Origin of the sequence: Mesorhizobium sp. M0898 (assembly GCF_040319695.1) — a bacterium.
Taxonomy (GTDB): Bacteria; Pseudomonadota; Alphaproteobacteria; order Rhizobiales; family Rhizobiaceae; genus Mesorhizobium.
In genome coordinates this window covers 63614-78232 of sequence record NZ_JAMYOE010000021.1, presented here as the reverse complement: position 1 = coordinate 78232, position 14619 = coordinate 63614, and the positions used below count along the sequence as shown (strand labels likewise).

At 58.4% G+C, this 14619-nt stretch carries 15 protein-coding genes; 10 read left to right on the top strand and 5 right to left on the bottom strand.

The features are described from left to right. Positions 1–97: 97 nt before the first annotated feature. Entirely contained in the window at positions 98–556 is a 459-nt protein-coding gene (locus NKH90_RS20995; protein ID WP_352820690.1) for a hypothetical protein, read from the bottom strand. 212 nt (positions 557–768) lie between these two features. Between NKH90_RS20995 and NKH90_RS20990 the strand changes: the two genes are divergently transcribed. Beyond that, positions 769–1161, top strand: coding sequence for a hypothetical protein (locus NKH90_RS20990; RefSeq protein ID WP_352616192.1), 393 nt, complete (start codon positions 769–771; stop codon positions 1159–1161). Positions 1162–1218: 57 nt separating this feature from the next. On the opposite strand, the gene NKH90_RS20985 is transcribed toward NKH90_RS20990, so the two are convergent. Continuing rightward, positions 1219–2760, bottom strand: a complete 1542-nt coding sequence (locus NKH90_RS20985; RefSeq protein WP_352616190.1) for a caspase family protein — start codon at positions 2758–2760, stop codon at positions 1219–1221. Positions 2761–2968: 208 nt separating this feature from the next. On the opposite strand from NKH90_RS20985, the gene NKH90_RS20980 reads away from it, so the two are divergent. The 3 genes from NKH90_RS20980 (at position 2969) to NKH90_RS20970 (ending at position 6629) form a co-directional block, all read left to right on the top strand. Further along, complete coding sequence (locus tag NKH90_RS20980; protein ID WP_352820688.1) at positions 2969–4918, top strand: CHASE2 domain-containing protein; 1950 nt, start codon at positions 2969–2971, stop codon at positions 4916–4918. 26 nt (positions 4919–4944) lie between these two features. Beyond that, entirely contained in the window at positions 4945–5703 is a 759-nt protein-coding gene (locus tag NKH90_RS20975; RefSeq protein WP_352774884.1) for a hypothetical protein, read from the top strand. Positions 5704–6167: 464 nt separating this feature from the next. Further along, positions 6168–6629: a phasin gene (locus NKH90_RS20970; RefSeq protein ID WP_352820687.1), complete on the top strand. Its 462-nt coding sequence runs from the start codon at positions 6168–6170 to the stop codon at positions 6627–6629. On the opposite strand, the gene NKH90_RS20965 is transcribed toward NKH90_RS20970, so the two are convergent. Beyond that, entirely contained in the window at positions 6626–6943 is a 318-nt protein-coding gene (locus tag NKH90_RS20965; protein WP_352774885.1) for a hypothetical protein, read from the bottom strand. The two genes, NKH90_RS20970 and NKH90_RS20965, sit on opposite strands and share 4 nt — an antisense overlap. 350 nt (positions 6944–7293) lie before the next feature. On the opposite strand from NKH90_RS20965, the gene NKH90_RS20960 reads away from it, so the two are divergent. From NKH90_RS20960 to NKH90_RS20940, 5 genes are all read left to right on the top strand, one after another. Beyond that, on the top strand, positions 7294–8433 hold the full coding sequence (locus NKH90_RS20960; protein ID WP_352774886.1) for an FIST N-terminal domain-containing protein: 1140 nt from the start codon (positions 7294–7296) through the stop codon (positions 8431–8433). Between the two features lie 10 nt (positions 8434–8443). Next, positions 8444–9784 (top strand): ATP-binding response regulator, encoded by a 1341-nt coding sequence (locus NKH90_RS20955; RefSeq protein WP_352616179.1) that lies wholly within the window; start codon positions 8444–8446, stop codon positions 9782–9784. Positions 9785–9854: 70 nt separating this feature from the next. Beyond that, the gene (locus NKH90_RS20950) at positions 9855–10400 is read left to right on the top strand and encodes a hypothetical protein (RefSeq protein WP_352820685.1); all 546 of its coding nucleotides are present in this window, start codon (positions 9855–9857) and stop codon (positions 10398–10400) included. Positions 10401–11161: 761 nt separating this feature from the next. Next, positions 11162–11626 (top strand): nucleoside diphosphate kinase regulator, encoded by a 465-nt coding sequence (gene rnk / locus NKH90_RS20945; protein WP_352774890.1) that lies wholly within the window; start codon positions 11162–11164, stop codon positions 11624–11626. 161 nt (positions 11627–11787) lie between these two features. Further along, positions 11788–12351, top strand: a complete 564-nt coding sequence (locus tag NKH90_RS20940) for a GreA/GreB family elongation factor (RefSeq protein WP_352820684.1) — start codon at positions 11788–11790, stop codon at positions 12349–12351. 8 nt (positions 12352–12359) lie between these two features. On the opposite strand, the gene NKH90_RS20935 is transcribed toward NKH90_RS20940, so the two are convergent. Then, positions 12360–12905 carry a DUF488 domain-containing protein gene (locus tag NKH90_RS20935; RefSeq protein WP_352774894.1) on the bottom strand — a complete coding sequence of 182 codons (546 nt, stop codon included), beginning with the start codon at positions 12903–12905 and terminating at the stop codon, positions 12360–12362. A gap of 68 nt (positions 12906–12973) precedes the next feature. Continuing rightward, positions 12974–13819, bottom strand: a complete 846-nt coding sequence (locus NKH90_RS20930) for a LysR family transcriptional regulator (RefSeq protein ID WP_352820683.1) — start codon at positions 13817–13819, stop codon at positions 12974–12976. A 130-nt stretch (positions 13820–13949) separates the two neighbouring features. Here NKH90_RS20930 and NKH90_RS20925 point away from each other — a divergent pair, with 130 nt between their 5' ends. Then, positions 13950–14612 carry a 5-formyltetrahydrofolate cyclo-ligase gene (locus NKH90_RS20925; RefSeq protein WP_352820681.1) on the top strand — a complete coding sequence of 221 codons (663 nt, stop codon included), beginning with the start codon at positions 13950–13952 and terminating at the stop codon, positions 14610–14612. Positions 14613–14619: the final 7 nt, after the last annotated feature.

The window sequence follows — 14619 nt, the reverse complement described above, 5'->3', positions numbered from 1 at the left end:
CCACACCCGCAAACGCATTGGCAATCTACCATCTTGTCCCCGAGGCACCCGCCCGCCGCGGTTTGCCGGCTAATTCGTGCCGTGTTCGCTGGAGGTATCACTCCTCTCTGAATCCTGCAGTGAGGCGTGGCGAAATCCGAACTCGCCCCGTAGATGCTTGACGTGGGCTTTCAGCCCGGCCTGACCCATGGTCGCCGGCCGCTTTTTGCCCTTCGGCGGTGGCCCGGCGTGCTCTTGGACACGCTTCCACAGCCGTTCGCATCTCCTGGTTCAAGGTGATGAAAGCCGAACCGGCATATTTTCCGGTACCGGGCTTCGCCAGCAAGGCGAATGCCGCCTTGCCCGGCTCGCGCTCGACGCCCAATAGTTCGTATTCCTGGACTGTGAAGCTCTTCGTCTTCAGCCAATTCGTCGTCGGGCCGCTTCGATACGGGCTGTCGGCGCGCTTCGAGACGATGCCCTCAAGGCCCGCTTGGTCGGCAACATACGCGGCGGTAAGTGCAAAGAGGCTCGCAATCCAAACACCACGCATCACACGCTCGGGCGGTCTGCGCATTGTAAACACCGAGAACGCGTTGGCTTAAGCGCAAATCCTAGGGAACATGCTAGAATGTGCGGCTTCGCTCAACTTGAGCAAATGTCCCCAACGACATCTAGGACGCGCTGATTTCCGCTTCTTGAAAGCTTGTTATCATGATAATTTTCAGTCTCCTCGCTTAAGAATATATAGACGTGTCAGTCAAACCGGCGGGGGATGGGGAGGATAGGATGAAACTGTTATCGCTTGTTGTCGCAGCTACGTTTTCACTTGCTATGTCCGCTTGGGCCGAGGATCTACCAAGTAGCGCGAAGAAAGCATCGATGGAAGAATTTAAGACTTTTGCTGATGGGAAAAAGGTAAATGTAATTATATACGACGCTGGAGCCGCCATAACTGCCACTCTTGTCTGGAACTGGAAGAAAAAACAGATCATTGGTGAAGCTTTGGTGAACAACAAAACTAAGATAAAGGTCAAAGTTCCATTGACTTTAGACGGCGACAAGGCCTGTTCACAAGACCAAGGTAAGCCAGTTTGTCATCTTATCTACATTGACAACGACAAATTTTACGAGGTACGCGACGACGGCAAAGTCCACGCGACTTCAACGTTGGTTCAATGAGACGGACCACGTCCGAATGGTTTGGTCGGCGTTTGCACGGACCCGCAAATGCCGGCCCTATTCAGTACGCTTGTCAAGTCTTACGACACCTGCACACTCGCCTCCGACTCGAGAAAACTCACCGCTGCCTTTCGCACCTTGAAGCCTGCCGATGATATGGTTTTGCCTTGGCGCACCATCGTCATCGACGAAACTTAAATAGATGTCGAATGCCCCGTCGGCGGTGATTGTTCCGGCCAACGGCACCATCGCGGAAATTTCCGTTCCATCGATAAAGATTGTCGTTGACTGTTCAGTGTAATCGCAGGCGGAATTACCTGCGCGCCGCGTCAGTGCCCACGCGCCATCAAAAGCCTTTACCTTGACCGGAGCGCAGACACGTTCTGGGATATTCTTGATTGCGCGCAACACCTCTTTCGTCGGCTCCAGGCCGGCAAGCTTCAATCCCCGCTGCTCGGCAAAGGCTTGAAGAGCTTTCCGACTTCCCGGTCCCCATTTGCCGTCTGCCTGTCCGACAAGGCAGCCGACTCGCGTTAGCTCTGTTTGCGTTGCCTTTGTCAACGCGCGCGGATCAGCCGAAGCTTGCGTCACATCTAAATCAGGATGAGCTTCTGCAACCTCCACGCCCTCGATGGAAATCGAGGGGGCTTTGCCACGATCTGTTGCTGCCTGTTCGATCTCGTCGATCTTCAAGCTGGCTAACGCCGCAAAGGCGCCGCTTGGATACTGTCTGAGATAGGCCTCAAAGAAGCGCTTGTCCGTTTTTTCCTTGATGGTCTCCCAATAGGCGACTTCTACGTCCCCTCCTTTCGCACCCGTCGTGACAGCGGTGTTTCCGGACAACGGTTGCAAAATGACGTCGCCCGTCAGCGAGGAGTTGTCCCATGGCACTTGTTTGCCGTCGGTTGCTTCAAGCACATCCCTACGGACGTTGATGAGGTCGCGGGAGATGTCCTGGCCAGGCGTACCAAGATTCTTCAGCAGCGCAGATGTGAACGGCGAGTTCCTTCCCTCGCCGTCCAGCGCAACGTTCCCGGGCTGCGTTGCAAAGGCTATGAGCGATCCAACGCCCGTGCCTAGCTTTGCCAAGCCCCGACCGACCGACCCTGATCGCGTACCCATCGAGCGCCCAAGGTTCTGTGAGAAAGGACTGTCCCGGCAAGCATCCAAAAATACCAGGTTGACCTTCGTGGTTCGCTCCATGGCCGACAAGACGAGGTCCATGGGCACGGCTTCGAAGTCGAGGTCGTTATATGTGGATAGCCGCGCATCAACGGGAGCCATGTAGTTGGTGCCGTTCACCTGGACGCCATGGCCGGCATAGAAGAGAAGCGCCATGTCGGCACCATCCAGCTTGCCGATGAAATCTCGAACCGTGCCGCGCATCCCGCTCAGATCGAGGTCCTCGCCTGCAACCACCTCAAAGCCCAACGCCTGCAGTTTTGCGGTCATATCCACCGCATCATTTTTTGGATTGGAAAGTGGAACCGCGTATCTATAGGCAGAATTACCGATGACCAGCGCTACGCGCCGTTCTGCCCACGCTTGGGCGCTCAGCGAAACTAGAAGAAGCGCAATGGCGAAGCGAAGCGCCATCATGGCTGATATCCTTAGTCTCAGCTCATGCAGCGGATTCACCAGTCGATGGACAGGATAAAACCGGAGCAGTCTTGCGAGACTGAGCCCGGTGCTTCGCAGTGTCAAGTCCAGCGGATCTAGCGAAGGGCCCACCGCTAGCCCACAGTTCGTCAGCGGTCTATGCTGTGTAGATTCACGCCGATAGACACCGAAACGAATTGCACGCAGCTTGGCCGTCTTCACGCCGATCGGAATGGTTCAAAAAGGGCGCCTTCTCGCCTCGCTCGGATTCTTTTTCATTCTGGGCGCCTGCATTGCCACATTCTCTCCCTCAGGCGAGAAACTGCTGCGCGACGTCTTGATGACGACCATCTCGCCCTTCGTCGCGCCCCCGACAGACATCGTGATCGTAACGATCACAGAGCAGACATTGGAAAGGTTTCCCTATAGATCGCCGCTGGATCGGGGTGCCTTGGCCGACCTCGTGCAGAGAATCGATAAGGCTCATCCGAGAACAATAGGCATCGACTTGCTTTTCGATCAGCCAACCGAGGCGGAAAAGGATCGGCGCCTAGCTGAGGTTATCGAGGCGGCCGAAAGTCCGGTAATTGTCGCATCTGCATCACACGGGGACGACCTTACCGACAAGCAACTGTCGTATCTTAGTCGCTTCGCGCCAAGCGCCATCCGCGGACTGGCCGCCCTGTCTCATGATAGGGTCGACGGGGTTGTGCGGGAAGAATTTCCCGGGCGCGTGGTGAATGGCAACTGGCAACCTAGCTTTGCATCAGCGCTTGCGCAGACCGCCGGCATATCGGCATCGCAAGCTGCGGAGAAGATGGTCTACTATCGGTCTACAGGCATTCATCCGGCACGATGGACAATATATCCGGCACACGCCGCCGCTTTCGCGCCCCCGGCCTGGTTCGCCGGGAAGTTCGTTTTGATCGGCGTTGACCTCCCGCTGCAGGATCGTCATGCAACCCCCTTTGCCGTGCTGAACGGCTCTGTTGCCGGAGCGCTGCCGGGTGTCGTTATTCATGCCAATGCGCTGGCGAGATTGATCAAGGGCGACAAAATCATTACGCCAGAGGCGGTGGCGGCGTTTGGGCCCTTCGTTCTCGCGACGGCGCTCTGCATCTGGGTCGCTTGGCTCCGCATATCAGTGTTGGTGAAACCTGTGGTCATCATCGGCGCAGTCGTTTCGGTTTTGATCTTAGAAGCAACCGCGTTTGCCAAGGCCGGAATTCTGTTACCTATGGTCGCGCCGTCGATGCTGCTGCTAGGGCTCTCCGGATTCGTCGCAATTCTGGCATGGCACCGGGACTCGAAAGAAAGGCGTTTCGTCCAGAACGCGTTCTCTCAGTATCTCAGCCCGGCAGTCGTGGCAGAGCTAGTCAGCAAGCCGGCGTCACTGCGCCTCGGCGGATCCGAACGCTTGATAACGTGCGTGTTCACCGACCTTGAGGGATTCACCAGTTTGGGCGAACGGACGGAACCAGAGGTATTTGCTACGGTTCTGAATGAATACCTCGAGGCGGTTTGTGGTCTCTTCATTGAACATGGCGCCACGATAGACAAACTAATAGGCGATGCAGTCATTGGTTTTTTTGGCGCACCGGGTGTGCAGGAGGACCAAGCCGAAAGCGCCCTAAAACTAACGCTTGCTACCGTCGCGATGTCTCGAAGATTTCGGACAGATCTAAAGTCTAGAGGCCATGACGTTGGCGTCACTCGTATCGGCGTCCATCGAGGACCTGCAGTTGTCGGAAATTTTGGGGGCAATCGATTCTTCAACTACACGGCCATGGGCGATACGGTGAACACCGCTGCCAGGCTCGAAGGCGCGAACAAGTTTCTAGGTACCGTGAACTGCATCAGCGAGGAGGTGGCGAACTCTTCCGATGACTACCTGCTTCGGCCGTCCGGTGTGTTGTGTCTGAAAGGCAAGACTGAGTGGATCTCAGCCTTCGAGTTGCTGGAAGACGGGCGTATGAATCGCGAGATGGTGGAGGCTTACTCGCAAGCTTACTTGCTGATGTCCGCGCGCGACAAGACTGCCGCTGCTGCCTTTGCATCGCTGGCCATTCAATATCCCAACGATGGCCTCGTTGCTTATCACCTTGGGAGACTGAAGCAGGGTGAGGCTGGCGATAGGATCTATCTTGAAGGCAAGTAAAACAAGCGTATGGTTGAATGTGCGTCATGTATCGGCAACCCAAAATCATTTTCCTACTGGCTGCGGCCATCGCAGCAGTTGGTTCCTGCTCGAGCGCTCTTGCGGCCAGCGAGTATGTCGTTGTCGCTGTCGATCCTCCCGCGGACAGCCCTCAGCTCGGCAAACTGTTCAGACTGGGCGACCTCGTGCATATCGAGGGTGGATCGACTGTCACTTTGATGGGTGACGATGGCTCGGTCACTGCGTTGCCGGGACCTGCGGATATTGTGGTGACCGACGACGCATCAGATTCTGGATCAACGTCTAACGGGGCGGCAGGCGCTTCTTCGAGTTTGACTGCGATTTCGGATCTATTGGGGAATGCCGCTGGTCAGCTCCAAACCATAGGTGGATCTCGTGGCGTTTCCGACACGACGGCCGCCACCTTGGAACCTTGGATGGTGCCGGTCGAAAATGGTCTGACAGGCTGCGTTTATGACCTCAAACTGGAGCTTTGGCGCCCACCGGGGCACAGGGCGGATGTTTCGGTTGCCTATAATGAAGAGTCGCTGGCGACAAGCTTGGTCTGGGACAAGGATACCCCAATTTTGGCAATTCCCGGAAACGTGCCACCGGATCTTCGATCCGTTGGGTTGGTGATCGACGATAAGTCGTTTCGAATGCCTATCGTGCATTTGCCCACCGGCTTCAGCCCGTCGGATCATGTGGGACTGTATGCCTGGATGATAGGAAGCGGTTGTCTTCTTCAGGCATCCGCACTGATCCGGAACTTGGCTAACCGATAGACCACCAGGGGTGGTCACTTCACGGCGCACTGGAAGCGGTAGAGGCGCGCCTTCGCGTCAACCACCGCCATATCGAGGCAACTTCTCGATGGCGCGCTAAGGAAAGCGATCGCCTTGTGCCCAGCGGGTACGCCGACTGAAAGTTTGCGGCGCACGAATTTAACGCTTTCGTTGACGTAGACTTGGACGGTTGCCGAATAGCGGCTGAAGTAGATACGCAGGTGGCAAAACGTCGTGCTCTGTTGCGAGGCTATGCTGGATCAGGGATCAGGTGATCCGTCCAGAAGAGTTCTTCCTGCAGAACCGGCGATCTCGAGATGCCACCGACCCTCCGCATGCCCCCTCGGAACGCTGGAAGAGGGATGGTGCGTCGCACAAAAATATTGCAATGCACTATAAATGCCGTAACGTCAGTTTCGTAAATGAACGAGACGGCTTTTGTGAAAGGCCGTCCACCGGAAAGGATGGAAACTATGGCCAAGACCGCTGACACCGTTGAAAATACCTCATTCCCCACCTTCGACGCGTCGAAGGCTGCCGACCAGGTCCGCGCTGTCGCCGAAAAGGGCGTCGAGCAGTCGAAAGAAGCCTATGCGAAATTTGCGTCAGGCACCGACACGACCCAGAAGGCTCTGCAGTCGAGCTTCGAAACCGCCAAGATCGTCGGCAACGAGTTGTCGCTGAAGACAATTGCTGCTCTGCGCGCCAATGCCGAAGCCGGCTTCTCGCACCTCGAAGCCCTGGTTGCCGTGAAGTCGCCGTCCGAGTTCATCGAACTGCAGACTGCCTTCTTGCGCACGCAGCTCGAAAAGACCGTCGAGCAGGCCAAGGAATTTCAGGCCGTGACGACCAAGGCTGCCGAAGATGTATCGAGGCCGATCAAGGATGTCGTTGAAAAGGCGATGAAAGATCTCAAAGTCGCCTAATTGAGTCTAAGCGATCGGAAATAACCGCGAAACAACACCTTCTCCAGCCGGTCTTTTTCCTTTTGGCTGGATGCTCTTTGGTGCCTGCGTTGCCATGGCGGTGCGGGCATGGCTCTCTCGGCTGCGATCATCCGCACAATCTGACGGCGGCGAGCGACGAGCCCGGCCAGGGCCTCGGCTTCGGTGCCGCGCAACGGGCACTTGCCGCTTGCTCGACCCAACGAAGGCAGCGTTACAGCAGCATCGGTGGTGTCGGTCCTGGCCCGCTTGCCGAGCGCATTGGCGTAGGCTGTCATCTGCCCCGGATTGACCACGACAACCGCCAGGCTAGACTAACACCCTGTCCAAAGCGGCAACGGCTAAGCGCGATATCCTGCCCCATTCTTGGCACGTCGAGCCTTGACATTCGCCTGCGGCAAATTCAGCTGGGCCTTCGTTGCACGGATGGCGGTGCGACGCGGCCTTTCGTCTGTGAGCGGCAGCGCGGACGCCGTCAAACGGCAGAAACTTCAAATCCATCATGTTGGCTCATTGCCAAAGCGCCGCTTCAAGACAACAATGACCTCGACGCCGGCGCGCCAGACGCGCACAAAAAGAGCGTTGGAGGAAATGGAGGAGGAAGCCGCTGGCCAAGTCACGGACGCGCTATGCATGCGGCGTTTCGGTGCTCACCACCGACGAATCTGACGCGGATGCGTTCGCCCGGGCGGTGGCAGCGGAAGCAGCGGCCATTGACGCCGGGTTTGCCCTCCTGTTTTTCTCGCAGAGCCTCATAGAGGCCGTCGCCCTGTCGGAAGCGCTGAAGACCCACGCACCGGCGCTCCACTATGCCGGCTGCTCGACAGCCGGTGAGATAACGCCCAAGGGGCTGGAGGAAGGCCAGATCCTGGCTATGCTGCTTCCCTCCGGATCGTTTTCGGCAGCCAGCACCATGGTCGAAAATCTGTCCTCATCGGGCATGGACGGGATTACCGGCGAAGTCGAGGCGCTGAGGCGTTCGTTACACGAGCGCCTCGGGCACGAGCGGGCCGACACCACTTTCGCGCTCTGCTTGATCGACGGCCTGTCTTATGCCGAAGAAGCGGTGACCTCCGCCATCCATTGGGGGCTCGACGACATCCCACTGATCGGTGGGTCGGCTGGCGATGATTTGAAATTCGAGACAACACGGCTGATCTCGAACGGCAAAGTGACCTCCGACAGCGCCATCATCGTGCTGGTCACCACGGAAATTCCTTTCCACGTGTTCAAGACCGACAATTTCGTTCCCACCGACGAGAAGCTGGTGGTGACGGCATCCGATCCCGACCATCGCATCGTGCGCGAATTCAACGCCACCATTGCCGCCGAGGAATATGCCGCCTCGGTCGGCGTTGTCGCGCAGATGCTGACGCCATTGAGTTTTGCCTCGCATCCGGTGGTGGTGAAAGTCGGCGGCGAATTTTACTGCCGTTCAATCCAGAAGATGCACGCGGACGGCTCGCTGTCGTTCTTCTGCGCCATCGACGATGGTGTCGTGCTTGCCGTCGCCCAGCCTAAGGACATGGTCGAGGCGACCCGCGCCGCGCTCAGCGACGTCAGCGAAAGGCTTGGCGGCATTGACCTGATCCTCGGTTTCGACTGCGTGCTGCGCCGGCTCGACGCGCGCAATCGGCAGGTCTATCGCGAGATTTCGGAACTCTACAAGGTCAACAACGTCCTCGGCTTCGGCACCTATGGCGAACAGTACCGTTCGATGCATCTGAACCAGACCTTCACCGGCATCGCCTTCGGTGAACGCAATGCGGCCGAAGCGGCGGAGTAGGAAATCCGGGATGCCGCTCAGGAACATCGACGACCTGGAAAGGCTGAAGAAGATCAACGCCGCGCTGATCAGCCGCGTCGAGCGTTCCATGGACCAGCAAGGCAATGCCTTTTCGCTGTTCCAGACCGCCATTTCGCTTGAGAGCCGGGTGCGCAGCCGCACCGAAGAGCTGCATTCGACCTTGCGCCGGCTGGAGCAGTCGAACATCGACTTGAACGCAGCCAAGGAAAACGCCGAGCTGGCGAACCTGTCCAAGACCAGGTTCCTGGCGGCCGCCAGCCATGACGTGCTGCAGCCGCTGAACGCCGCGCATCTGTCGGTCTCGGCGCTTGCTGAAGTACAGACCAGCGAGGAAGGCAGAAAGCTGGTCCGCCAGGTCGAGCGATCGCTGGAGACGATGGAGGACCTGCTCCGCACCTTGCTCGACATTTCCAAGCTCGATGCCGGCGTCGTGCAGCCCGACATCACCGATGTCAGCCTGGAGACGCTGTTTTCGTCTCTGCGCTCGGATTTTCAGCCGGTCGCGGAGATGAAGGGGCTGACGCTGAAGTTCCGGCCGGTCGATGCGCTCGTTCGTTCGGACCGAACCTTGCTGCGCCGCATCCTGCAGAACATCCTGTCCAATGCACTGCGCTATACCCGCTCGGGCGGCGTGTTGGTCGGCACCAGGCATCGCGGCGACACGATCCGCATCGACGTCGCCGATACCGGCTGCGGCATCCCCGACGACCAGCGCGAGGCGGTGTTCGAGGAATTCCATCGCGGCGTGATCCCGACGGATGCCGGGCTTGCCGCCGGCGGGCTGGGGTTGGGGCTGGCCATCGTGCGCCGCATCGCCGCGGCCCTCGGCCATCCCGTCACGTTTTCGTCGAAGGTCGGACATGGCACGATTTTCCATATCGACGTTCCGGTCGGGATCGGCGACACGGCCGATCCAATCGCCAGCACCGTCGACATGGAGCGGCCGCGCGGCTACGGTCTGTTCGGCACAAGGGTGCTGCTGGTCGAGAACGACATCGACGTGCTGCAGGCGATGACCTCCCTGCTCGAGCGCTGGCAATGCCTGGTGCGCCCCGCCACCTCGACCGGTGACGCGCTCGACATGCTTGGCGATACGGACTGGTTGCCAGATATTGTCATAGCCGACCAGCATCTCGACGGCGGCGACCTCGGCACCACCACAATCGCCAAAGTCCGTGATTGTCTCGGCCGCGCGGTGCCGGCGCTGATCGTCACCGCCGATGGTTCGGAGACAATCGCCAACGCCGCCCGCGCCGCCGGCATCGAACTGATGCGCAAACCGTTGAAGCCAGCGCAACTGAGGGCGTTGCTGGCACATCTGCTGGCTTGAACTGGCCGTATCTTCCCAGCACACGGATCAGCGTATTCCAGCCATTACTTGTGCCTAGGCGATAATTCATATGAAGCAGATTCTCTTCTTCGCGCTAAAGGATGATCTTCTTCCCGTATTGGAAGCAGTAGAACTTGAAATTTCGGTAAAATACATCTTCATGGGTCATTTTCCCAAGATGGAATTCGACTCTTTTAGCAATAGAATGCAAATTCCAACTCTTGGGCAATCAACCACAGGATCGGCTTCCAGCGGTCGATCATTTCTTGTCACCGGCCACGCTGTGCCCATTGAGGTGAGGCCGATACAAACACCTTTCGGCATCCGGTATTCGTTAGATCAGCTTGGCAATCTGGACACAGTAACTTTTTCGCCTGGTGGGCGATTGGCTGAAGATGTTGTGATAAATGGCCGCGTGGCTACGGTCTCCGACACGCCGCTCGCTCAGGACCTAATGACGACTTTTAATAGAGCATTCAAAAAGCAATTTAGTAAAACTAAAGCATTCTACGTTGGACCCGGGGCCGCCATTTTACTAGACGAGGGAAAGCGGCTAACTGCTGCAGAGCAATCGCCGCGTGAATTTGATCTGACTAGAGAGGCGCGGGTTGCTTAGCTGGTGTCAGGAACGTGAGAGCCGTCGCTAGTCCGATTGCGGTGACACGAGTGCGGTCGACTAGGGTGGACAGTGCGCTTTTAGCGAGCCCGAGCGCCGGTGTCATCGACAGCCAGACGCCGTTCCATAGACTGAAGGTTTTCGGGCTCGATGAATTCACGGCCACAGCGCGTGGCTCGACAATCCAGAATTCGCATTGGCTGGACAATGCAAACAAGGGAGGTGGCCGTCATGACGGTTATCTGGGACGCGCTAACTGAGGAGGAGCAAACGGCACTCAAGCGAATGAACCGCGGGCCTTACCCATCTCTATCAAAAGCCTTGGCCGAACGCCTTGTCTTCCTCGGATTGGCGGAAGAAAGACCGAGCGGGACCGGGATAAACAGGGCCGGAAGAGAGCTGGTGATAACTACGCTGCTTGGTGCTCGCCCTGACTAACTTAGGGTTTGATGCCCACCAAGGTGCACCGAGGTGGCTGGCTTGACTTCCCGGATTGCTTCACCAACTATGGTCTTATGAACGCCGCAGTCAAAATTCATCGCGATTTTCTTTTCCGGGTTTGCCCCATAGCGGGAATGTAGCCCCCGGCTCAGTTGCCATACGCCCTGAGCCGAGGGGCGGTGCATTGACCAACATGGGATGATCCCGCAGGGCCGCGAGCCTCTGGGGCATCGGCGTTTTCAGCAAGTTTTTTTCACGAATTGACTCAGTTCCGGCACCCTTGGTGGGCGGCTGGTCCGGGCAGAAGCACGAGTATTCAAATGCAAGACAACACGAAAACCCGGCGCAAGCCGAACATCCGCATCTCGCAGTCGGATCATGCGCGTCTATCGGCGCTTGCGAGGACTGTGGCTGTACGAAATCCGGAGGCTTCCGATGAACTGCTCGCCGAACTCGAGCGGGCGCGTATCGTCGCCCATGGTTCGGTCTCCGCTGACACCGTCCAGATGGGTTCGTCGGTGACGTTCAAGCCCGATACGGGCGACGCGAAAACAGTTACGCTGGTTTTTCCCGGCGATGCGGATATCTCCGAAAACAAGGTTTCAATCCTCACGCCGATCGGCACGGCGCTGATCGGACTCTCGACCGGGCAATCGATTACGTGGACCGCACGCGACGGGCGCCGGCACGAGCTTTGCGTGCTTGCCGTGAGCCAGCCCGCTCTGCAAGGCGAGACAGCCGATCGGCGCGCACCAGCGTCTTCGACGATTGTGGCGGGCATCTAGGTATGGGCGTTTCCATCCGTCTCCTCAATCATGCAGGCAGCCTGATCGCGGGAGTCTGACCCCTGCGCCGGCCTATCCAGGTCCGGCACAGGGGTAGCTTTCCACACCCGATCAATCGCTTGATGCCGTATCCCGTTTCACGGGCCGGCTGGAGACGCACCATGCCCACTATCGATAGCTGCCAACTGACCACCAAGGACTACGCAATTCTTGAAGTAATGCGGGAACGCCATCCGAGCCGCGGCGAAATCCTCTCGACTATCCTCGACCGGAAGATTTCGGGCGCGGTTGTAATGTTTCGGGATGACATTCCCGCAACCGTTGTGACGCTCAGCAGCCGCGTGGCTTATCGGGTGAACGACGGCCCTGCCGAGATCCGCATCGTCGCACATGACGAGATGCGCGGTCTGGTTGGCATGCTTTTGCCGATCACCAATCCGCGCGGCCTTGCGCTGCTCGGTCTGGCCGAAGGCCAGTCCATGTCCATTCCGACTGCAGACGGCGGCCTTGAAACGCTGACCGTCCAAGAAGTGGTTTATCAGCCGGAAGCCGCAAGGCGCGAAAGATTGAAGCTGGCAGAGGGCCTAGAGCCGGGCTCGTCGCGACTGGACGGACCGGTTCTCCGCGTCGTCCATCGTTTGGAGGAACTGCAGGACGAAGCGGAGAACAAAGTCGTGGCGGCCTTCAACTCCGGCTTCAACGACCCTGGTCCATCGGCCGCCTGAGATCTCGACTATTCCGAAGGCTGTGCAGGCGGGTAGACAAGCGTTCCGTCGTCCCGTGCCTTCACGCCGTCGGTGAGTTTCGCCGGCTCGACCTTGTCATGGCCCATCAGATGAAAAACGGACTCGCCGCGGCTGATCAGGTAGTCCGCGACGATCCTTCTATGACAGCGCCACCAGAGCGTTTCCGAGCACATGATGGCGCACCGCCGCTGCCTGCCGAGGGCCACGAGCCGATCCAAGCCGCCAAGAAACTCCGCCGACAGCGCGTAGTCGGCGTAGTTGTGAAAACTCTGGTTGATCCAGAATGCGTTGAGCGTCGGCGGAACGTCGTGTGCCTTGCCGCGCAGTCCGCCAAGCTCGGCGATGTATTCATATCCGACCCCGAACGCTGCCAGGCTTTCCGTAAGCATCTCGCTGTTGAATTGCGGGTTCGCCCGCGATCGTCGAACGGTCCTGATATCGACCACCAAGGCGATGTCTCCGACCCGCAGCAGGGCGACGAATCCGGCAATCGACCGGGTCGAGTGACCGATGGTGTGGAACGGATAAGGCATGTTCGGTCAATCCGTGGCAATCCATCCTTCCAGGCACGCGAACCGTGGCTTCACGCTTGGAGGTACGATCATTTCACAACTTGCTTCAATCCACGTAGCGCCTCCCGCACGTCGGCTCGCGCCTCGCTTGCTTCCGGATAGACGGCATAGGCCGGATAGGTGAATTCCGGCGCGCCTTCCACGACCTCCAGCTGCCCCGCCTCGATATGGGGAGCTGCGGCGCCCCTGCGAAAATAACCCATTCCGCCGGCGCGCAGAATGTAGCTCAGTCCAAGCGGCCCAAGGCCGACCATCAATCCCGGCTCGCCGAAGGCAGAAGAACTGGCATCATGCTGGGCCGCAAACAGCGGTCCCCAGTCGACATAGACATAGTCCTTGGAGCCGACCGGTCCCCCCTCTCTGTCCGTGGTCCGAACCAGAACGAGCTGCTCTTCGACGAGAAGCTCTACCCTGAAACCCGGTAGCAGCTTCGGCGCATAGAGCACCGCAATGTCCAGAACTCCAGTCCTCAGTTGCTCGAGGAGCTGGTCCGGCACGCCGACTTGGGCTTGGATGGCGATTTCCGGCCTGGCCTTCTTCATCCAGACCAGCCAGTCGAGCAGCAGTGGGTTCCATAAGCTGAGCTCTCCGCCCAAGGCAACGACGCTTGTCCGTCCCGATGGGATGGCGAGCTGGTGCCGTGCCCGTTCCCAGATTTGCACGAATGACTGGGCGAACCGCTCGAACTCCCGGCCCGCCGGCGTCAGCTGCGCGCCATTGCGGTTGCGGATAAAGAGCTGACGTCCGAGCTCTTCCTCCAGCGTGCGTATCCGCGCGCTTACCGTGGTCTGGGTGACGTGGAGCCGGTCGGCGGCTTTCAGAAAGCTGCCGGAATGAACGATTTCCAAAAACGTGCGAGCGCGGTCGATGTCCATTCTGGCTTTCGGTTCAGTCCAATATTTTTGCATCAATACAGCATTTAATTCCATTTGCCTTCCTATTTTACGCAGCGCACCGTCGATGAGGGCGAGATAGTTTCCACTGCAACGGTCAATGGAGCGCGCAATGTCTGATCAGGACGATATTTCCTTGGAAACGCGAGAGTACGCCTCTCCTCCGTGCTTCATGCACGAACTTGTTCCAGGATACGGCATCGAGTCGGTTGTGCAGGAAGCCTGGCCGGATGTCTGTCGATGGCGCAAGGCGGAACGCAAACGTCTGATCGATGAGCGTCTTGCGGTCGACGCGGACGAACGCAATGCGAGGTCTTTGCGTATCGCTTCCGCTCTCGATCTGGCTGTTGGCCGGGTGAGTGGGCGGATCGTCAGCGGCTATTGGCCATTCCGCGGTGAGCCGGATCTACGCAACTGGGCGATAAAGGTGATCGAGCGCGGCGGGCGGATTGCGCTTCCGGTCGTCATCAAGAAAGGCTGGCCGCTGGAGTTTCGTGTCTGGGGACCGGGAGACCCTCTGGAACGCGGCATCTGGAACATTCTTGTCCCGTCACACGGTCCTTCGGTCCAACCAGATGTGGTCATCGCGCCCGTTGTCGGTTTCGACCAGGCCAACTATCGCTTGGGTTATGGCGGCGGCTTCTTCGACCGAACCCTGGCAGCCGCGCCGAAGCGGCCTCTCGTCATCGGCGTCGGCTACACCGGCAGCAGGATCCCGACCATCTATCCGCAGCCGCACGACATTCCGATGGATGTGATCGTCACCGATGAATGAGTAAGTG